This is a genomic window from Microcoleus sp. AT8-B5, from assembly GCF_036705565.1.
In the GTDB taxonomy this organism is placed as follows: Bacteria; Cyanobacteriota; Cyanobacteriia; order Cyanobacteriales; family Microcoleaceae; genus Microcoleus.
In genome coordinates this window covers 39,899-58,405 of the sequence record NZ_JAUBUY010000013.1, presented here as the reverse complement: position 1 = coordinate 58,405, position 18,507 = coordinate 39,899, and the positions used below count along the sequence as shown (strand labels likewise).

At 44.7% G+C, this 18,507-nt stretch carries 16 protein-coding genes and 25 tRNA genes; 6 read left to right on the top strand and 35 right to left on the bottom strand.

Annotation, left to right across the window (positions count from 1 at the left end; genetic code table 11):
- Positions 1–223: 223 nt before the first annotated feature.
- From QUB39_RS11405 to QUB39_RS11275, 27 genes are all read right to left on the bottom strand, one after another.
- Positions 224–297, bottom strand: a tRNA-Lys gene (locus tag QUB39_RS11405).
- Positions 298–757: 460 nt separating this feature from the next.
- Positions 758–1,330 carry a dihydrofolate reductase family protein gene (locus QUB39_RS11400; RefSeq protein WP_333053563.1) on the bottom strand — a complete coding sequence of 191 codons (573 nt, stop codon included), beginning with the start codon at positions 1,328–1,330 and terminating at the stop codon, positions 758–760.
- Positions 1,293–1,565, bottom strand: a complete 273-nt coding sequence (locus QUB39_RS11395; RefSeq protein WP_333053562.1) for a hypothetical protein — start codon at positions 1,563–1,565, stop codon at positions 1,293–1,295. Before QUB39_RS11395 ends, QUB39_RS11400 begins: the two co-directional genes overlap by 38 nt.
- Positions 1,566–1,693: 128 nt before the next feature.
- A tRNA-Ser gene (locus tag QUB39_RS11390) sits at positions 1,694–1,776 on the bottom strand.
- Between the two features lie 4 nt (positions 1,777–1,780).
- A tRNA-His gene (locus QUB39_RS11385) sits at positions 1,781–1,855 on the bottom strand.
- Positions 1,856–1,861: 6 nt separating this feature from the next.
- Positions 1,862–1,934, bottom strand: a tRNA-Ala gene (locus QUB39_RS11380).
- A 208-nt stretch (positions 1,935–2,142) separates the two neighbouring features.
- Positions 2,143–2,219, bottom strand: a tRNA-Ala gene (locus tag QUB39_RS11375).
- Between the two features lie 7 nt (positions 2,220–2,226).
- A tRNA-Arg gene (locus tag QUB39_RS11370) sits at positions 2,227–2,300 on the bottom strand.
- Positions 2,301–2,401: 101 nt separating this feature from the next.
- Positions 2,402–2,499: transfer RNA gene (locus tag QUB39_RS11365), tRNA-OTHER, on the bottom strand.
- An 82-nt stretch (positions 2,500–2,581) separates the two neighbouring features.
- Positions 2,582–2,653: transfer RNA gene (locus QUB39_RS11360), tRNA-Gly, on the bottom strand.
- Positions 2,654–2,837: 184 nt separating this feature from the next.
- A tRNA-Gly gene (locus tag QUB39_RS11355) sits at positions 2,838–2,908 on the bottom strand.
- A 5-nt stretch (positions 2,909–2,913) separates the two neighbouring features.
- Positions 2,914–2,990, bottom strand: a tRNA-Thr gene (locus QUB39_RS11350).
- Positions 2,991–3,159: 169 nt separating this feature from the next.
- Positions 3,160–3,233: transfer RNA gene (locus QUB39_RS11345), tRNA-Leu, on the bottom strand.
- A gap of 131 nt (positions 3,234–3,364) precedes the next feature.
- Positions 3,365–3,437, bottom strand: a tRNA-Pro gene (locus QUB39_RS11340).
- A 4-nt stretch (positions 3,438–3,441) separates the two neighbouring features.
- Positions 3,442–3,522 (bottom strand) — tRNA-Leu (locus QUB39_RS11335).
- Positions 3,523–3,545: 23 nt separating this feature from the next.
- Positions 3,546–3,617 (bottom strand) — tRNA-Leu (locus QUB39_RS11330).
- A gap of 35 nt (positions 3,618–3,652) precedes the next feature.
- A tRNA-Gln gene (locus tag QUB39_RS11325) sits at positions 3,653–3,726 on the bottom strand.
- Between the two features lie 5 nt (positions 3,727–3,731).
- Positions 3,732–3,810, bottom strand: a tRNA-Gln gene (locus tag QUB39_RS11320).
- Between the two features lie 10 nt (positions 3,811–3,820).
- A tRNA-Asn gene (locus QUB39_RS11315) sits at positions 3,821–3,895 on the bottom strand.
- 6 nt (positions 3,896–3,901) lie between these two features.
- Positions 3,902–3,974: transfer RNA gene (locus QUB39_RS11310), tRNA-Phe, on the bottom strand.
- Between the two features lie 4 nt (positions 3,975–3,978).
- Positions 3,979–4,065 (bottom strand) — tRNA-Ser (locus tag QUB39_RS11305).
- 4 nt (positions 4,066–4,069) lie between these two features.
- A tRNA-Tyr gene (locus tag QUB39_RS11300) sits at positions 4,070–4,143 on the bottom strand.
- Between the two features lie 34 nt (positions 4,144–4,177).
- Positions 4,178–4,259: transfer RNA gene (locus QUB39_RS11295), tRNA-Tyr, on the bottom strand.
- 13 nt (positions 4,260–4,272) lie between these two features.
- Positions 4,273–4,347 (bottom strand) — tRNA-Lys (locus QUB39_RS11290).
- Positions 4,348–4,352: 5 nt separating this feature from the next.
- Positions 4,353–4,426: transfer RNA gene (locus tag QUB39_RS11285), tRNA-Glu, on the bottom strand.
- 79 nt (positions 4,427–4,505) lie between these two features.
- Positions 4,506–4,579 (bottom strand) — tRNA-Cys (locus QUB39_RS11280).
- Between the two features lie 208 nt (positions 4,580–4,787).
- Positions 4,788–4,861 (bottom strand) — tRNA-Asp (locus QUB39_RS11275).
- A 496-nt stretch (positions 4,862–5,357) separates the two neighbouring features.
- Here QUB39_RS11275 and QUB39_RS11270 point away from each other — a divergent pair.
- Positions 5,358–6,206: a biotin--[acetyl-CoA-carboxylase] ligase gene (locus tag QUB39_RS11270; protein ID WP_333053561.1), complete on the top strand. Its 849-nt coding sequence runs from the start codon at positions 5,358–5,360 to the stop codon at positions 6,204–6,206.
- 240 nt (positions 6,207–6,446) lie between these two features.
- On the opposite strand, the gene QUB39_RS11265 is transcribed toward QUB39_RS11270, so the two are convergent.
- Both QUB39_RS11265 and pdxA read right to left on the bottom strand, forming a co-directional pair.
- Complete coding sequence (locus QUB39_RS11265; protein WP_333208935.1) at positions 6,447–10,058, bottom strand: OmpA family protein; 3,612 nt, start codon at positions 10,056–10,058, stop codon at positions 6,447–6,449.
- Positions 10,059–10,178: 120 nt separating this feature from the next.
- Positions 10,179–11,276 (bottom strand): 4-hydroxythreonine-4-phosphate dehydrogenase PdxA, encoded by a 1,098-nt coding sequence (pdxA, locus tag QUB39_RS11260; protein ID WP_333208937.1) that lies wholly within the window; start codon positions 11,274–11,276, stop codon positions 10,179–10,181.
- Between the two features lie 354 nt (positions 11,277–11,630).
- Between pdxA and petM the strand changes: the two genes are divergently transcribed.
- The 5 genes from petM (at position 11,631) to QUB39_RS11235 (ending at position 14,790) form a co-directional block, all read left to right on the top strand.
- Entirely contained in the window at positions 11,631–11,735 is a 105-nt protein-coding gene (gene petM, locus QUB39_RS11255) for a cytochrome b6-f complex subunit PetM (RefSeq protein WP_172189541.1), read from the top strand.
- A gap of 197 nt (positions 11,736–11,932) precedes the next feature.
- Positions 11,933–12,910 carry an NmrA family NAD(P)-binding protein gene (locus QUB39_RS11250; protein WP_333053557.1) on the top strand — a complete coding sequence of 326 codons (978 nt, stop codon included), beginning with the start codon at positions 11,933–11,935 and terminating at the stop codon, positions 12,908–12,910.
- A 1-nt stretch (position 12,911) separates the two neighbouring features.
- On the top strand, positions 12,912–13,829 hold the full coding sequence (locus QUB39_RS11245) for an NAD(+) kinase (RefSeq protein WP_333053556.1): 918 nt from the start codon (positions 12,912–12,914) through the stop codon (positions 13,827–13,829).
- Positions 13,830–14,186: 357 nt separating this feature from the next.
- Positions 14,187–14,405 carry a hypothetical protein gene (locus QUB39_RS11240; protein WP_333053554.1) on the top strand — a complete coding sequence of 73 codons (219 nt, stop codon included), beginning with the start codon at positions 14,187–14,189 and terminating at the stop codon, positions 14,403–14,405.
- A complete protein-coding gene (locus tag QUB39_RS11235) occupies positions 14,398–14,790 on the top strand; it encodes an aspartyl protease family protein (RefSeq protein ID WP_333145301.1) in 393 nt (130 codons plus the stop codon). Before QUB39_RS11240 ends, QUB39_RS11235 begins: the two co-directional genes overlap by 8 nt.
- Positions 14,791–14,991: 201 nt before the next feature.
- Here QUB39_RS11235 and QUB39_RS11230 read toward each other — a convergent pair whose 3' ends face one another.
- From QUB39_RS11230 to QUB39_RS11205, 6 genes are all read right to left on the bottom strand, one after another.
- A complete protein-coding gene (locus QUB39_RS11230) occupies positions 14,992–15,741 on the bottom strand; it encodes a hypothetical protein (protein WP_333053550.1) in 750 nt (249 codons plus the stop codon).
- Positions 15,742–15,783: 42 nt separating this feature from the next.
- On the bottom strand, positions 15,784–16,293 hold the full coding sequence (locus tag QUB39_RS11225) for a hypothetical protein (RefSeq protein WP_333208939.1): 510 nt from the start codon (positions 16,291–16,293) through the stop codon (positions 15,784–15,786).
- The gene (locus tag QUB39_RS11220) at positions 16,290–16,967 is read right to left on the bottom strand and encodes a GTPase domain-containing protein (RefSeq protein ID WP_333053547.1); all 678 of its coding nucleotides are present in this window, start codon (positions 16,965–16,967) and stop codon (positions 16,290–16,292) included. Before QUB39_RS11220 ends, QUB39_RS11225 begins: the two co-directional genes overlap by 4 nt.
- Positions 16,968–17,494: 527 nt before the next feature.
- Complete coding sequence (locus QUB39_RS11215) at positions 17,495–17,881, bottom strand: type II toxin-antitoxin system VapC family toxin (protein WP_333053546.1); 387 nt, start codon at positions 17,879–17,881, stop codon at positions 17,495–17,497.
- Entirely contained in the window at positions 17,878–18,117 is a 240-nt protein-coding gene (locus tag QUB39_RS11210) for a DUF2281 domain-containing protein (protein ID WP_190738517.1), read from the bottom strand. The genes QUB39_RS11215 and QUB39_RS11210 overlap by 4 nt, the downstream gene beginning before the upstream one ends.
- A gap of 155 nt (positions 18,118–18,272) precedes the next feature.
- The gene (locus QUB39_RS11205) at positions 18,273–18,473 is read right to left on the bottom strand and encodes a type II toxin-antitoxin system VapB family antitoxin (protein ID WP_333053545.1); all 201 of its coding nucleotides are present in this window, start codon (positions 18,471–18,473) and stop codon (positions 18,273–18,275) included.
- Positions 18,474–18,507 lie beyond the last annotated feature (34 nt).

Here is an 18,507-nt window from a genome sequence, read left to right as displayed (position 1 = left end):
AATCACCATTCCCTGTTGTTATTCAGTTTCAAAATAGCTTGGGCGATCGCACTTTTATCGATCGGATGAGTCGATCGACATTAAAAATCCGACAACGCAAACACTCACAGTAATCCAACCGCTACCGCCATTGGCTGCTATCGTGAGCGCAAAATGAGTGGAAAACGACAAACTAGAGACAGTTTAAAGCCTCTAAGCCTTGTGAGTCGTATGTTATTGGGGATGGGAGTAGAAGGACTTGAACCTTCGACCTTGAGATTAAGAGTCACCTGCTCTAACCAACTGAGCTATACTCCCGCATCTAAGCTAGTATAACACAACCGTTTTGAAAAATCAACTATTTCTGTAAAAATTTGTGGCGATCGGTCTGACCTGACATCTTGCAGCAATATCAATAAGAGGATTTTTCGTGGGGTCGGGCGGGTTTATAGAACCTATTTGCAAGCTTTAAGGCTGTTGGCGAACCCGCCCCTACCGCTAATTGAGAATGGTGCAAGATATCAGTCTGACTCAACATTGAAACCGAGAAAATACCGCATACAATTTTTGTGTAATTCCTAGAAAATCATTTTGTAGTAAGGACTTCAGTCCTTTTTTGCCCGCAGTAATTGCAACAAATAAAGTCCTTAAGCTGTGGAGCATTTAAACCAGTAACGAGGCGAGTAGGGTGCGTCAGCTAGAACTTTTACGCTGAAACGGAAAACCTTAGATGCTGACGCACCTTACGCAAGTCCTTTAAATGCCGAACAGCTTATCGCTAATGCTTCACTCGATAATGAAGCAACATGAAACCGTTGCTGTAGATTTTGCGATCGGCAACTTCCAAATTGGTCGGCTCGATTGCACCGGAAAAAAGAGGAATTCCCGCTCCAATTACTACCGGATTTAACTTCACAATCATCTCGTCAATCTCAGAAAAAAGAGTTGCCGCTAAAGCCCCACCACCGCAGAGCCAGATGTCTTTACCCGTTTCCCTTTTCAATTCCTTAACCAATTCAACAGGATTGTCCGAAACAAGTTCAATATTCTCATCGGGACTGGCTTCCATAGTGCGCGAAAAGACATACTGCTTCAAGCTGGGATAAGGATTAGTTACACCAACATTTAGCCCTACCTCATAGGTTTTCCGTCCCATCAAAACCGCATCAAACTGCTTGTTTTCTGCACGAATGCCTCGTGCTTCCTGAAAGTGAGCCGGAAAAGTTTCAGGAAAGGAATCTAACAAATCAGCAAAATGCTCTCCGTCCATAGGGAAACAATCAAATGACCCATCTTCGCGAGCAATAAACCCATCAACTGTGCAAGCAACGTAATAGTTTAGTTTTCTCATCTTTCACGTTCATTTGGTACAACAATTTTACATCGTAAAAACCAGGACTTTTTTCATCAAAATCATCCGCAACGAAAGTAAAAATTCCTTTTTCACAGCCAAATTTACGGGACTTGAAGACCGCAGTCTTTTCATGCGACGTTTCTTTCAGTTTTTGGATTTCGTTTAAAAATTGAATATCCTTCAATAACAAAGACCACTGAATTAATTCTAATTTTATAACTTGAACTTTCATGGCTTTTATGTTGAATCAGTAGTAAATTTAGACTTATTATAAACCAATCCATCCACCGAGGAGGTACTGCCCCTCCTATCCCCGCGTTATCAGCACGGTGTCTCGCTTTTCGACTTCCGGTGGTTAAAAGGAAGATGAAGGAATCGAACCCTTACAGTTACCTGTACCCCAGTTTTCAAGACTGGTTGCCAACCATTTAGCGGCATCTTCCAAGGGGTGTCTGACGGGGATTGAACCCGCTAATAACTAGCTTCACGGGCTAGCGTCTCGACCGCTTCGACTTCAGACACCGTAAGTGGAGTCAAGGAGAATCGAACTCCTGACCTCTTGCGTGCAAAGCAAGCGCTCTACCAATTGAGCTATGACCCCTTATACTATTTTAGATTTTAGATTTTAGATTTTAGATTGGGGATGAGTTAGTGGATATGGGTTTGGAGATTCTCGACAGTTTAATTAGTTTTTTAAAGTGGTATTAAGTCGCCCATAACAAAATATTAGACGAATATTCAAGCTTCCAGATTGATTTGTGAAATCAATCTCAAATCCAAAATCCAAAATCTAAAATCTAAAATCGGTGTGGTGGATTGCGATCGGATTTGAACCGATATCTTTCTAACAGCCAGTTAGATGCTTTACCAATTAAGCTACGAACCCCAGACAGCAGGAGCGGTAGGACTTGAACCCACAACATTCGAGGTAGAAGCTCGACACTCTATCCAGTTGAGTTACACTCCCGTATTTTTTGTTAATTTGTGCGATTCCCGTAGGGAATCGATCGTAATATAAAAAATTATCCATTCAAGGGAATCAACCTCCTTAAATTAAAGCAAAAACAACGAGAGTGGCAGGACTCGAACCCACAACATCCGCGTCCGTTAGCGAAGCGTGCGCGGTAGCGCATAGCGCGGCGCTCTATCCATTGAGCTACACTCCCATAAATTAGTAGTCCTGACAGGAGATTACCCCGCGTCTGCTTGTAAGGCAAACGCTCTACCATCGAAGCTCAGGACTACAAAAGCGGATGATGGGACTCGAACCCATGCGCTGAGAATGGCATACTCAGATGCTAGCCGCTACATGACATCCGCAAACCGATTTTAGATGTGAGATTTTGGATTTAACTGAGATGTTGCACCCTTGTCAATAAGCCTTTTATGAACAGGCTTTTCGGCCTGTTCCACAAAGAGTAGATTTTCTTGTGGAACAGGCCGAAAAGCCTGTTAAGCGAGAATGGTGCAAGATGTGAGATTTAACAAACCTCTCGTTTAACCAAGCGGATAACGAGGCTCGAACTCGTGCCTAGAGTTTGGAAGACTCGAATGCTACCGTTACACCATATCCGCAATTGTGGGGCTGGTGATAGGAATTGAACCTACAACCGACTGATTACAAATCAGTTGCTCTGCCTAATTGAGCTACACCAGCACAGCAGATGGCGAGATTTGAACTCGCAAAAAGGCTGTATGAAACCCTCATGTTGTTAATTACATCACACCTGCATTTTTGGTGGCGGGGGCAAGAATTGAACTTGCTGATTTGCAGCTTATGAGACTGCCAAGCCTACCCAGGCTACTTCACCCGCGATGTCACCAAATACCCCTGACTGGCATCGAACCAGCACTAACTAGATCCTAAATCTAGCGCCTCTACCGATTGGGCTACAGGGGCAAAATTGATTTTCGATTTGAGATTTTCGATTTGAGATTGAATAAAACCTCATACCCCTGACAGGCCTCGAACCTGCAAAAAACACTCGTTTTGAGCGAGTGATGTTTTCCAATTACATCACAGGGGTAAAGTCGGGATGGTTGGATTTGAACCAACGACTCCATGCTCCCAAAGCATGGCTTCTGGCCGCTGAATTACATCCCGTTCATGCTCCGGGTGAGACTCGAACTCACACTCAAAATAAAACAGATTTTAAGTCTGCCGCGTCTGCCAATTCCGCCACAGGAGCAAGTAGAAACTTAGTTGAAAATTTGGTACTCAGGAGTGAGATTTGAACTCACACAACACAATTTTTGAAATTGTGGCCTCTGCCAATTGGGCTACAGGAGTGTAATTGATCTGCTTTGGTAATAGCAGAACTGGGAAGGCAGGGGTCGAACCTGCATTTTGCCGCTTTCAAAGAGCGGTGCCATACCGATTAGGCGACTTCCCAATAATTGGGTACCGGGGTAGGCTTTGAACCTACAGAAACTCCTATTTCAGAGATAGGCGACTTTACCAATTTGTCTACCCGGCAATTAAAAAAATGGCTGCCCCAGTAGGACTCGAACCTACAACCTAGCGGTTAACAACCGCTTGCTCTACCATTGAGCTATAAGGCAACGCAATCCCCCAAGTCAGTATCGAACTGACGACCTCCTGCTCTTCAGACAAGCGCTCTACCAACTGAGCTATCGGGGGAAAACGGAGAAGGAGGGATTTGAACCCTCGACGGCTGTTAAACCGCTCTTTCTTAGCAGGAAAGCGCCTTAAGCCACTCGGCCACCTCTCCACACCGAGAACGGAGGGATTTGAACCCTCAATCTTCAGTTTTATTAACTGAGATGTTATCCGGCTACACCACGTTCTCAAGATTGCAACTGCGGATTAAATGCAGTTACAAATGGGCCGGGCTGGAATTGAACCAGCAACGCTTTAAGCTACTGTTTTACAGACAGCTACCCACGCCAATAGGAGGGCCGACCCAAGATAGAAATTTTGGTAGGTCGTCGAGGAATTGAACCTCGATCCATCCGCTTAAAAGGCGGCTGCAAAACCATTCTGCCAACGACCCACGAGAAGTGCTGACGGGAGTTGAACCCGCAATCACTTGGGTGAAAACCAAGCGGCTTAAACCATTTGCCTACAGCACTATCGATTTTAGATTTTAGATTTTAGATTTTGGATTGCTCTTTGAGATTTGAGATTGCTCCTGCGAATAAATAGGAACAGAGGTTAGGGCGGGATTTGAACCCGCGAAAATCGGTTTTGCAGACCAACGCTTTGAGCCACTCAGCCACCTAACCTGGGAGTCCCGACGAGGTTTGCACTCGCAATCTTCACGCCAGAGGGGGAGACGGCTTGACTTTTGCCTACGGGACTTTGACCCCCGCCGAAAAACGGATATTTGCTTTCCGACAGGAGGTGTGGATTTTAGACCAAAGTTCCAATTCCGAGATTCTTCTCCTGTGGAGTAAATCTAAAATCTAAAATCTAAAATCTAAAATCGACTGACGGGAGTAACGAGACTTGAACTCGCAACCTTTCGCTCGACAGGCGACTGCTCTGACCGGTTGAGCTATACCCCCGCGAAAATGAACAATATTGTGTCCTTGAATTACTCAAGTTGGGACGGGGTGGCGGTTGATTCCGCGTACTACAACCCGATCGGGCTATTGTTGCCGGAGTCTACACCGCCAATGTCCACAATTATGTGACACGATTAACTTCCTATTCTGTTTTCAAGGTTCATATTGCTCGTGGGGTAAGGCTTTGAAGCTCTTTCCCCTTCGCCATACATTTATACTACGTTGCGTATTACAAGACTGTCAAGGGGGTAATACAACTTTTTTTGAAATTGGGTTTTTTAAAGGGGTGTCGATCGCTCCAACCAACCCTATGAATCCCCCAAAATCCTTATAAATCAAGAGATTTGGTGGCTAAACAGATGTTGTGGCGTAAGGTAAATCTGATGCGGAAACTGTACTACACTCCAATTTCTCTGAATTCTCGCCGTCGCGCGAGGTGGCACTTCTGGAAAATGCGATAATCAGCTTTTAGATATCAAATACTACAAATCAAACGTTGTCTGAATTGCCCTTAACTCCCGTGCCCGCAAGCCCAGAACCCGATCGCCCAAACCTCCCTCACTGGCTACACTCGTTGGATACCTGTCCAAGTACCAACAGTTGGGCGATCGCCCGCGCGGCCGGGCTCCACCACGGAGATGCAGTATTTACTAGGCGACAAACCAGCGGGCGCGGCCAACACGGGCGCACCTGGCACGCCCCAAGCGGTGTCTTGACTGTTAGTTTTGTACTCGACAACCTCAACCCCACTCTGTTGCCGGGACTCAGTTTAGCAGCGGGTTTAGCGGTGATTTACGCGATCGAAGATTTGGTTCCCGACTGTCGAGATATGCTGCGCCTGAAATGGCCAAACGATGTCTGGATCGATCGCCACAAATTAGCCGGAATTCTCTGCGAAGCCTCTTCGGGCAATGCTTTGGGTAAAACTCGCGCCGTTGTGGGAATTGGACTCAACCGCTGCGTAGATTTCGCGGCTGCGGGATTGGATGAAAGGGATCTCGGTAATGCGGTAAGCTTGCATTCTATTGCTAGTACAGTACCGGATGAACTGTGTTTGCTCGATCGACTGCGGCACTATTTACTCGAACTAGCCGATATGTTTTCTACCACAGACAAGCCAGCCTCCAAGTCCGGTTTAGCGCTACTTTTGCCGGAATTGCGCCGCCGCGATGCGTTGATTGGCTGCCCGGTGGCGATCGAACTTGCTTCGGAAACCATCTGCGGAGAAGCAGCGGGCATTGACGGATGCGGCCGCTTGTTAGTGTGTTTGGCGGGCGATCGAATACAAGCCTTTACCTCCGGGCGAGTTCGATTAATTCAAGAGGAAGAAGTCATTAGTCAGTAGTCAGTAGTCAGTAGTCAGTAGTCATTAGTCATATCCTGTCGATTACCCGCAATCAGGTAGGGGCGGGTTCACCAACAATACCTGCCAATAATTGACCATCTCAAAAACCCGCCCCGACCGGGATATTATGGTTAATCGATCGGACATGATATTAGTCAGTAGTCATTAGTCATTAGGGAAAATGCCCAATTAACAATTCCCAATTACCAATTACCAATTCCCAATTCCCAATTCCCAATTTTAATTGATCACCTCAAATACTACCAATCTGCTCAGCCACAGCGGTTGATTGGCCTCCACACCTTCGGGACGACCCTTAGTAGAAGCAACTTGTATTCTGTTGCCATTTATCCCTTGTCTAACCAAAATATTTTTCACATTTGTCGCCCTTTCCAGTGCCAACTTTTGAGTTTCTACCGGAGTGCTTTTAAAATCGCTGTAGCCAATTATCCTTAAATTCTTCGTGCTATTTTTCTCCATATATTCCTTGACTTTGCTAAGCTTTTGTGCTACGTCTTTCGCCTGCAAACTTGCCGAACCTACACCGAAATACACGCGAACTGGCATTATTATCTTTGGTGGCGGTGGAGTTCCTATTATCACTGTATTTGTTACCGACTTCACCCCCGGAATTGTCTCAAAAGCTTGAGTTATTTTCTGAGCATCTGGCGCTTTGCTTACGCTGCCTGCAATGGCGACTTTTCCCTCTGCATAGCGAGCGGAGATATTAATGCTTTCTACTTTATTCAAAAGAGCTGCTGTCCGCTTGACATCGGCTTCGACTAAAACCGGATCTGGAGGTACTTCAACGGCTATAATTTTATTTTCAATTCTTGATTGGGGAGCCGCTTGCTGAGCGATTTTTTCCGCTTTCGATCGCAGATTTTGATTCGGCACTCGTCCCGAAATCTCCAATACTCTATCTTTAACATCAGCCACGAGGCGATAAACGGATAAATCGGGAGCAGATTGTAATGCTAAATTTGTATCTGCTTCTAAGCTCGCTGCAACTGAGCTGCGGTATTGATGAATTCCCCAAGGTAGGCCAATTAAACCTAACGCTGCCAAACCGATCGTGGGTAAAATTGGACGTTTACGAGATTTAACTTTTACCTCTGTATCGATTAATTTTTGCAATTTCGAGTTTATTTCGGGTGGCACAGTGGCTGGATCGCCGTTAAATGACTGAATTTGAACTCCGTATTCTTGAACAATATTGTTGAATATCGATCGCATTTTATACTTAAACCACTGGCGGGTTTCTCCTTGCATCACTACTGCCAGATAACACGAACCCGCAACTTCCAATACTATGGTAGATGTGCCGTATTCTATAGCATCAATCTCTGCAATATTTCCTGACTGAGATATACAATCGTTGACAAAAGCCCGAATAGCAGTCAGCATCCCCGCTACCATATCTGATTCTAGCTGTTCGCGTTCAGACTTCTGCACTGCTGAAATTACTAAGCCCGATCCTGCTTGAATTAAAAAGACAGCTTTCACACTCAGTGGTGTTGTTTCTTTCATCAGCAATTCTGCTTCAGAAATGCCCTGCAATTTGGCTTTGATTTTGCGACTAATTCCCTCTGGACTTAAAGCTGATTCTAGTTTTTCATTAATCTCCCCCATCATCTCGGCGATGTATTTTAAAATCGTGCTGCCGATGATGGGATAAAGTGCATCCGACATTGCTTCTCGCTTGAGATGAATTTGCTGTTTGATAGCAGCGGCCATTTCCGGCGCGATCGCCATTGCAATTTCATCCGGCGATTCACTCATTCTGTGGCTGATTCCCACAGTCAGAGCCGGCGATATGGCTACTCCCATCGATTGTCTGTTTTCTCTGGTTTTCGTATTAATTATTTCATCAATTATCGGACTTATGGTTTCGACAAATGATTGTCTCGACTCATTAATGGTTTGGAGCATCATTTCGGGAAACATGATTTTAATTCGGGCGAGTAATTCTTCCCGATCGCCTCCCCATTCCGCATCAGTAATTTTGCGATCGAGTTCCCCTACTTTATCGTTGAGTCTGTAATTATAACTTACAACTTCATCTAACAATGGTAAAATAGATTCGATGACCGACTTTTGTAGTTGGGCGTGATGGCTAACCATCAGCTCGTCAATCAAAGGTTTCAGTAAATCTGTAAACAAGTCTGTGGATTCATAAATCCGGTGTTCGATCGCCACAATCTGTTGTTCGATCTTCGCGAGTCTTTGATCGATCCTTTTATTCTGAATGATGGCATCGACAGCCGGGGCGATCGCAGATTCTATCTCTAGCTTTGCTTCCCCGATGTTTCGGGACAGCATTTCTACAATCACTGGCATTATTCTTGCCATCAACCCTTCTATCTCGGCTAAAACTTGCTGCTGAACTTCGACAATCTTAGTTTCATTATTTAATATTTGTGCTGCAATACCGCTGTTTTGAATAGCCGTGTTGACACCAGGTGCGATCGCCTCTCTCACCTCTAACTTTGTCTCCTCAATTTTCCGGTTCAGCGACTCAATCATTAACGGCATTAGCCTTGCCATTATATCTTCCGGCTGAGTTTTTTGCTGTCGTTGAAGATTATTTAGTCTACTTTCTACGTCGCTCAATTTGCCTTGAACTTCTCTTTGAAGAATTGCTGATTCTATCAAAGGTTGGATCGTCGCTGCTACTTGTAATTTTGATTCATCGATTTTCTGATTCAGCAAATCAGTTATTGCCGGCATTAGCATCGCCATTATCTCTTCAGGCTTCTGAGTTGGCGACTGTTGCGTAGCCAGTCGGCGTTCGATGATGCTCAATACTTTTTCTTCTATTTCTACCCAAGCTATTCTTACCTGTACTGAGGGGGCAACAGCTTCTACAACCTCTAATTTTAATTCACTAATTTTGCGGTTCAGTAAATCGCTAACTACTGGTACTAGCTGCTTGATTAAATCTTCCGGTTGCTGCTGGTAACGCTGCTGAATATTTGCAACTCTATCTTCAATTCTTACTACCTGTTCTTCAAGTCCGTTTTGATTGTGAATTACTTGATTGACTCTCGGTGCGATCGCCGAAGCTACCTCTAACTTAGACTCCTCTACCTTACGGTTTAGCAGATCTCCCACTACTGGCATCAGCCGTTGGATTAAGTGTTCTGTATTCGGCAGGGGTTGCTGGTTAAAGTTAGCAATTTGATTTTCCCAATCTGCTAATTTAGCCTCCAACTCGATGCGATTAATTTTATTATTGTTTGCGAGGTCGATCGCCTTTTTTAATTCAGACTTCAACTCCTCTAATTCTTCTCTCACCAACTCAGGAATTAACGGTTTCAGTAAAATCATCAACTCTTCTGGTTGAGACATCAGCTTCTCAAAATTTTCTAACCTTTGTTCCACGCTCAAAACATTACTGTAAAATTCCGGCAAATCCCTTTCAAACAGTAGTTGTTGCAACTGCTTAAACTGCTCAACTGCTTGTTCTAATTCTTCCTCCGACTGCCGATTATTTTTAGCTACCTTCCCGGCTATAGATAAATCTGGTTCCTCATTATTGTTTTCTCGTCTTTGAGAAGGTATCTCTTCATCGTTAGTTAATACTTCCGGTACAATACTCGGTGATTCGATCAGGAAAGACAATTGTTTGCGCCGATTCTCCTCATCCTCTAATCGCTGAACAGACTTTTCCGAAAGCGGTAATTTCAACTCGCTTGGCTCTTTTTTTGATTTCTTTAATAACTGAAATTCAGTCAATATGGTTAGCAATTCCTGAAGTTGCTCTCCAGCTTTAGAACTTGCCAGAGTTGCATCAGAAACCTCTTTTTCTGACTGATATATTTTGCCGGAATTATCATTAAATGCTGCCATACTGCGCTACCAAAAGGTGATTTTAACCGACCGAATAAAAATGCCAGCTTGCTTGCCGCCTCACCCCAGCGAAAATCAATAGGAATGACACAATTTTTCCGAGTGTCTGGCGTACTAAAGCTATCGCCCTATTTTAACTGCTGTTCTGCGACTAGCCAACTGGGCCGCCAACTGCAATGCTGCCTTCATGCTGGAGGCATCTGCAATCCCTTGACCTACAATATCAAAAGCTGTGCCGTGATCGGGAGATGTGCGGACAAAAGGCAAGCCAATTGTAGTGTTGACTGCTTTATCAAAAGCCATCAATTTTACTGGAATCAACCCCTGGTCGTGGTACATTGCCAAGTAACCGTCGTGAGCTTCCTTGGCTAAACCGTACCAAACTTTAGCCGGTTTTACCCACAGGGTATCGGGGGGGACTGGCCCGTCTAACTGCACTTGAGGAAAGCGATCGCGCTGCGTTTCCAACCAAGGTATCATCCAGTCTTGCTCTTCATTTCCCAGTTTGCCATTTTCGCCGCTGTGAGGATTTAAGCCAGAAATCGCAATTTTCGGTCTTTCCAGCCCAAAATCTTCCCGCAAACAGTCTATCAGTAATTCTAGTTTTTCACTCAGTAATTCTGGACTCAAAGCATCGGGGACTTGACGGAGGGAAATATGTGTGGTAGCGAGTAAAGTTACCAGCGTCCAGCCACTGTGGGGAGATGTGGCGGCAAACAGCATTCCGAACCGCTGCGATTTTGCCCTTTCTGCGAGGAGTTCTGTTTGTCCGGGATAATTGTAACCGGCAGCCTGCCAGCAAGTTTTGGAAATCGGGCCGGTCACGATCGCGGAGAATTCGCCGGCGATGGTACGGGCGATCGCAGTTTCCATGTAAGCAAAGCTAGCCGCCCCGCTAGCTGCACTCCCGACACCGGGGACTATTTCGCCCCACTTGTTGTCTGGTTCAATATCAATAATATTTAATGTTTCGGGATTTGCCGCTTCTGCTGCGGGATTGGTCGATCGCAACTTATCGTAAGTTTGCTGCAAAATTCTCTTAGATCCGAAAACCGTCACCATCAAAGCAGCAGCGGGATCTGCCAATGCCTTGAGAATCACTTCCGGGCCAATTCCCGCCGGATCTCCCAGAGTTACAGCTAGTTTGGATTCCCGATCGAGACTCAAGGCAGTTTTCTCCAACAAAATACAGGAATTTCGGCACTGAAATTTTAGCATTCATGTACCGGGTTGACCCAAATTATATTATCTTTATCAGAAGATTGGGTTTAAAACCCCGTCTTTTTAGGACGGCTTTTTCCATTTTCAAGTAAAATAACACATTTATCTAAACAAATGAATATGGTACAATAAGCAGATCAGACAAGATTTAAAAACCTACCCCCGGACTGGGGGAAAGTCTACGCCCAAAACATTCACAGAGGAGATATGACTACACACCTATGTGCTTTTCGTGGTCAGCCTGGGAACCCTATTAATAGGGATATTAAGATCGAAATGTCTTAAGAATCCTCGTGCCTTCAGGGCGAGGAGTGTCAATTAATGCGATCGCCCAATTGGACAGATAAAACCATGAATCCTGAAATTTTCAATGCAGCCTTTTTGTCCTTTTCCCTAATTTTCGTGGGTATAGGTGGAGGCTTCCTCCTGCTCAAATTGCAAGGCGGCGAAGAATAAGTTTTTTTCAACCAATCCTTCAGAAGCCTTCTACCTTCTGCCTTCTAGAGTCTACTTGCTGCCGAAAGCAAGCCTTCTGGCGAATATCTCAAGCCTAAAATGAGAAAATTTCAGGTTTTTGTTAAGTTTTTATAAAAAACTTAACAAAAACCTGATACCATCTTATAGAAAGTTTAAGATTCATAATTAATCCCTAGATGACTTTATTGATTTTAGGTGCCACCGGCACTCTCGGCCGCCAAATAGCCCGCCGCGCCCTAGACGAGGGCTACCAGGTGCGCTGTTTAGTCAGAAGTTACAGAAAAGCTGCATTTTTGAAAGAATGGGGCGCTGAACTCGTACCGGGGAACCTTTGCCAGCCAGACAGTCTGCCTCCGGCCCTAGAAGGCGTCACTGCTATTATCGATGCAGCAACAGCCAGTGCAGCCGATTCTGTCAGCATCAAAAGAGTAGACTGGGACGGAAAAGTATCGCTGATCCAAGCAGCAGCAGCAGCAGGCATCAAGCGTTACATATTCTTTTCCTTTCTCGACGCTGAGAAATATCCCCAAGTCCCCTTGTTGGAAATCAAGCGCTGTACCGAATTGTTCTTAGCAGAATCCGGTTTAGACTACACAATCTTGAGACCTTGCGGCTTTTTGCAAGGACTGCTGAGCCTGTATGCAATGCCGATTTTGGACAATCAGGCAGTCTGGCTGCCCAACAAGCCATCCGCCCTTGCCTACATGAACACTCAGGACGTTGCTAAATTTGCCGTCCGGGCCCTTTCCGTTCCCGAAACCGAGAAAAAAAGCTTTCCGGTGGTGGGAAATCGCGCTTGGGATGCTGACGAAATCGTGCGGTTGTGCGAACGGCTGTCAGGGAAGGAAGCCAAAATTACGCGCACCCCAGATGTCTTGTTGCAGGCTACTCGTAAATTAGCTACCTTCTTTCAGTGGAGTTGGAACGTAGCTGACAGATTGGCTTTTTCAGAAGTTTTGGCAGCCGGAAAACCCTTGAAAGCTCCGATGGATGACGTTTACAGTGTCTTCGGAATCGACCCCAAAGAAACTACTACTTTGGAGTCTTATCTCGAAGAATACTTTAATCTGATCATGAAGAAGCTCAAGGAAATAGAGTACGAGCAGCTTAAAACTAAAAAACGGAGTAAACAAAAAATGCCCTTTACATTTTAAAGTGCCGAAAGCTGGGATTATATACAACGACGTTAAACCTGTGGCTTGTCGCATCGCCGCAGAGTTAGAAGACAAGCTGACTGCCCGCGGCTGGGAGGTTTGCTCGGTTTCTGGTTCGGGAGGAATTCTGGGCTATTCTAGCCCCGATCGCCCCCTGTGCCACACTCAGATCGAACAACTCGTCCCCCCCGGTTTTGACAGCGACATGGAGTTTGCAGTGGTTTTGGGCGGCGACGGTACGGTGCTGTCGGCATTTCGCCAAGTCGCTCCGATTGGAGTGCCGCTGCTGACTGTCAATACCGGTCACATGGGCTTTTTGACAGAAACTTACCTGAACTTGCTGCCGCAAGCTTTGGAAAAGGTAATCGCTGGAGAATACGAAATAGAAGAAAGATCGATGCTGGCGGTGCGGTTGTTTCGAGAAAACGACTGCCTCTGGGAAGCCCTTTGTCTCAATGAAATGGTGCTGCACCGGGAACCGCTAACTTGTATGTGTCATTTTGAAGTGGCGATCGGGCAACACGCCTCTATTGACATTGCCGCAGATGGAGTCATCATCGCGACTCCCACAGGATCGACGGCTTACGCGCTGTCTGCCGGCGGGCCTGTGATCATTCCCGGAGTGCCGGTGTTGCAGTTGCTGCCTATTTGCCCGCATTCAATGGCTTCGCGGGCTTTGGTGTTTTCCAACACCGAGCCGATCAAGATTTTGCCGGCGAGTCCGACCCGCCTGGTAATGGTGGTAGATGGTAACGGCGGATGTTATGTTCTGCCCGAAGATTGGGTGCAAGTCGAGCGAGCTCCGTACCCAGCCCGCTTTATTCGGGTGCAATCTTTTGAGTTTTTCCACATTTTGCGGGAAAAATTGGGCTGGGGCTTGCCTCACATTGCTAAACCGAGTTCGGTTGAGTTGCCTTGATATTTGTTGGTAATAAGCGGAGGGCTAAAGTCCCGTCAATCGATTTTAGATTTTCGATTTTCGATTTTCGATTGACTTGCGCGAGATAAATGCGGGGGCTTGAGGATTTTCGATTTTCGATTTTGGATTGATTCCACGGATAAATCACGTGGCGGGTACCATCAAGAAATTCGTGGTCACTTCGGCTACGCTCAGTACGTCGCCTTTTAGGGCGGCTTTTTCTTTGTTTTTGGGCAGGATAAAGTTTGATCGGAATCTCCTACGGAATCCTTAATTCTCGATCGAGATTCCGAATCATCTCCAAACTCAGGCAGCGTTTATGATAGATGTATTCTCGTACTTCTGGGAGTTTAAACCATGTCTCTCGCTGAGTTAATACCTTTGGTGAACAATCTGAGCCAGTCAGACAAATTATCACTCTTCAAACTCCTAGCAGTGCAAATCCCAGACGCTGAACTACAAGTCATCTTTTCTGCATCAGAGTATCCGGTTCGATCGCTCTACGATGCAACGGAAGCGGCAAACATTATGATGCAGATGATTCGAGACGATCGAGAGGCATCTACTCATGCCTAGTTCGATCGAGTTTCCCTTTTCTGACGATGAAGCATTACCCACGATTCCCATCACTCTGATTCATGCAGGCTTTTCTGTCTCGGCGAATGCACTGCTAGATACTGGGTCTGCGGTCAATCTATTACCTTATGACATTGGTCTGCAATTGGGTGCAATTTGGGAGGAACAAACTGTCCGCTTGCCATTGGCTGGAAATCTGGCAACGGTTGAGGCGCGGGGTGTATTTGTAGATGTTCAAATTGGGAATCTGGAACCCGTTCGCCTAGCATTTGCTTGGGCACAAGCCTCTCAGGTTCCATTAATTCTCGGGCAAACCAACTTCTTTCGAGAATTTGATGTTTGTTTTGTGCGATCGCGAGGCACGATCGAAATTATTCGCTTCTAATAAGCATCGATGCAGAACTCGGAGTTTTATTTAGCTTAACTCTCGATCGAGCTTCCGAACCATCTCCAAAGTCAGGCAGCGTTTGCGAGATAACGATTGAGTTCAACGGACGCAGATAACCTTAAACGTCCACAGATAACTTTATACGTTCCGGTGCAGCGACTTGTTAGCTGGCAGAGCTACTGCGTGAGTTTATATCTACTAAAACTCTACTCTGATCATCAAAGTGAACTCATACATCTCCCTTGTGATCTTTTCAACCTGTGCTTGCAGATTAGCGTACACGGGAATTTTTATGTCAGCCACCACTTGAAGGTTTCTTTTAGACTCTTCACTAAGACTCAAAGTAAGTTCTCTGCTCTGGATTGGATTTTTGCCTCTACGTTGGTCTATCAAGGACTTCATAGAAATATCATTTAATAGCTGATACTGGCGTAGATGAGCTTCGGCTTCTTCTAAATTTGGTTCGCCACCACCAAATTTACTTTGCAACTTAATCTTATTACGTATTTCCTCAAAGGTTTTGTTCACGGCATCAATGCTTCCATCAGCATATGGACTGTCTACGGAACCCTTAAATATTTGCTTACCCGCTGAAGTCTGAACTTCGATTTGTTCTACCGTGACCTCTCGCGCACCAAGTAATCCACACAAAGTAGTGAAATGAAGATATTTAGTTAGTGCAAAAGTTGAAGATGCTTTATCAAGAATGACGTAATCAGATGTGTCATAAGGATTTTGAATTAGTAAAGTTCCTGGCTCTAGAAGCCCACTACTATCTAATTTATTTTCTAAACCGCTAGTAGTCACATATGAAGGAACCAAAAGATAGACTTGCTCACTCAGAAGAAGCTTGCTTCCTTCCGGTGTGTATTCTAGTCGCTCTAATTCATGCGGTGAGATGACTAGAATAACTTTGCGCTTTTTAGGTAAAACTTTATCAAGTACCATATTTGTTGCTCAATTTCTGTAATAGAGTTTTTGAAAAAGAACTTAGCCTCTAATCTTGAAAGCTTGCTTTATCTTAGACATTTGTTCCCTAAAAGCTTCAAAAAGCAATAACAAAATTTTTGGACTAACCTGAAAAGGTTTTTTGTTATTTAAGATTTCAAATAACCCCTTCTGAATAGCTTCTAATGCGCGGCGATTTACAGTTCTATTCAATTTTTCTGAGACATCACTCGCGATGCGATTATACACAAAATCCTCAACTCCATCTTTTGAAAAATTATCCGATAGCACTCCATAAATAACGATAGGAGCAAGGCGCTTAATTGTATCCTGTTCAGTTGGAATAGCTTCTATTACGAACTTTGGATACCTATAACGCATAGTAACCCCTGCATCAGCAGGCAAAACCTTAACATTCCTTTTAGGAATTCCATAAATTTCTAAGACAAGCTTTTGCCGTGACTCAGGATCAGATAACTCTACTCCATTTTTAAAAAATTTATCAGGAGCTTGATTGTCAAGGCTCTGCGCCCAGAAGTATAAATCTGTCATTTCTCAACCTGTCGAAAAATAGCTTCAATCAGAGTGTCTGAATCTTTTTCAGTTGCTAAACTCCCAAGTGCAACTTTTACTGTAGCTGCTCCTCCAGCAAGCTGAGTCATTCTTTTCACAACTGGAAGTGCCCTGAAGCGATCCACATAATTACCTATCTGATCGGGGGTAAGATTTTTAAATTCAGGATCTTCGTCCCAATGATTTCCAACAATAAAAAATTGTTTTTTTGAGTTACATTCGTTAATCCAACCCTGAATCTGCCTCATATCATCTTCGGCACGTTCCTCTGCGCTTGCATCATGCTTTAGTAGCTTATCCGTCCTAACAACATACAAAACCAAGTCAGCTTCGTCAAAGAGCTTTTTCCATACGCCATATGCAGCCTTACCACCTGAAACGTCATCGGTTTTTTTAAGGCGAATATCTAGATCACCAAGTTGGATGCGTGTTCTTTCTATTTCTTTCTTATCGAGAGTTTGCTTATACCTCTCCATCAAAATACCTTTTTCCATATATGTTAGGAGAGTAGTTTTACCAACTGCCCTTGCACCCAGAACGGCGATCTTTTTACCTTTGAGTGCATATGTGATGTTTTCCCAGTTGGAGGCAACAGCTCCACCGACTCCGCCTACTGCAAGAGCTATAACTATCGGGATAATAGGCAAAGGCATAGACGTTAGCCTCCAATAAATTTATTCTCAGTATACCCTCAGCAATCGCACCCTCAACATAACCTTAAAATCCCAACAATCTTAACCTCTTGGGCATTATCACTAGGGCGATCGCCCTTCGCTACTGCCTCAACAGACCATCTTCGGGGCGCTTTCGGGCTGACAGACAACCTTGAACGACGAGTGCAAAGATTCGATGCGGAGACAGCTAACTTATAATTTTATATCCGTTGGGGTACAATACTGGATAGAATCGAATAATACCGCAGCTTGATAATGTATGTCAACCCGTTCTTACTTCCCATTGGAATCTCCTTTCCTGGATCGAGTTCGCCGCACGATTCGACTCAATAACTTAAGCCGTCGCATTGAAAAAAGCTATCTATATTAGATTTTAGATGAGAGTCGATCGCACACCCTCGGCGATCGCCAAAATCGAGACACTCATTATAACTTCATCACGCTCGAATCACTGTAATTAACCGACGCATCGGGCTAGTCTGAATTTCAGTGTTCAACCGTTTGGGTCATGGGGACAGGGAAGATTCATATATTTTTAAGCCTTGGATAAAGCGAAAATCTTTGAGGTTTAGGGTATAAAGGCTAATGTTATGGGTTAGGGCGGTGGTGGCAATCATGGCATCGGGAATTGTGAGTTTATGGCTTAGGGAATATTGCGCCATGAGTTCGATGAATTGCTCTGAAATGGGTCGATTTATGGGAATATTTTGAAGCAAGTCGAGGTGTTTTTGAATGCGGTTTAGTTCGTTTTTGTTGAGTGCGCCATAGTACAGTTCGGCTCTGGTGATAATGCTAATGGTTAAGTTCTGGCTGCCGATTTGCCGTAGTTCTTGAATGATGGCGGTATTGTTTTTATAGAATTCGATGAGAATATTGGTGTCACACAAAATCATTGGTTTTCTTTACCCCATGCGTCTTTGCGAATGTCGTCTAGGGTGATATTTTTTTCTTCCCAGATTCCGGCTAGCTCAAAAAAGGATTGTTCTTGATTGGAGTCATCTTTTTTTGGTTCTATCGTTTTAGTTTGGCTGGCTTGAAATTCTAGAAATTCGATAAACTCAATAACTTTATTGCGTTGTTCGGGGGAAAAATGTTGGATTTTTTGGATTGCCATTTCTAGGGTTAACATGGGTTTCTCCTTGGTTGTTTTTGGTACTATTTTAACGATTTACACAAACATTTTTTGTAGTCTGATAATAAAGGTCAAGGCGATCGGTTTGTGGGGTGGATTGTCCATTAAAGTAGTCAATCCAGACGCTGGAATCAACAATAATCCTGGGCTTACTATTGTTCCGTATTCGTTCTCATGCGATCGAGGTCGCCGTCCCAGGCGAGTTTACCCCTTAGCGCCCGGAGGTTCTCTTGGTTTTTCATTTGGATCAGCAGGTTCAGAGCCAATTCGATGACTTCTTGTTGTGCAGTCAGTCCGGTGACTTGGAGCGCATTGGTGATGAGGGAGTTATCGATTTCGATCGTGCTTTTCATAGGTGCTTTTGGGGTGAGTCTTATCGATCGCGCT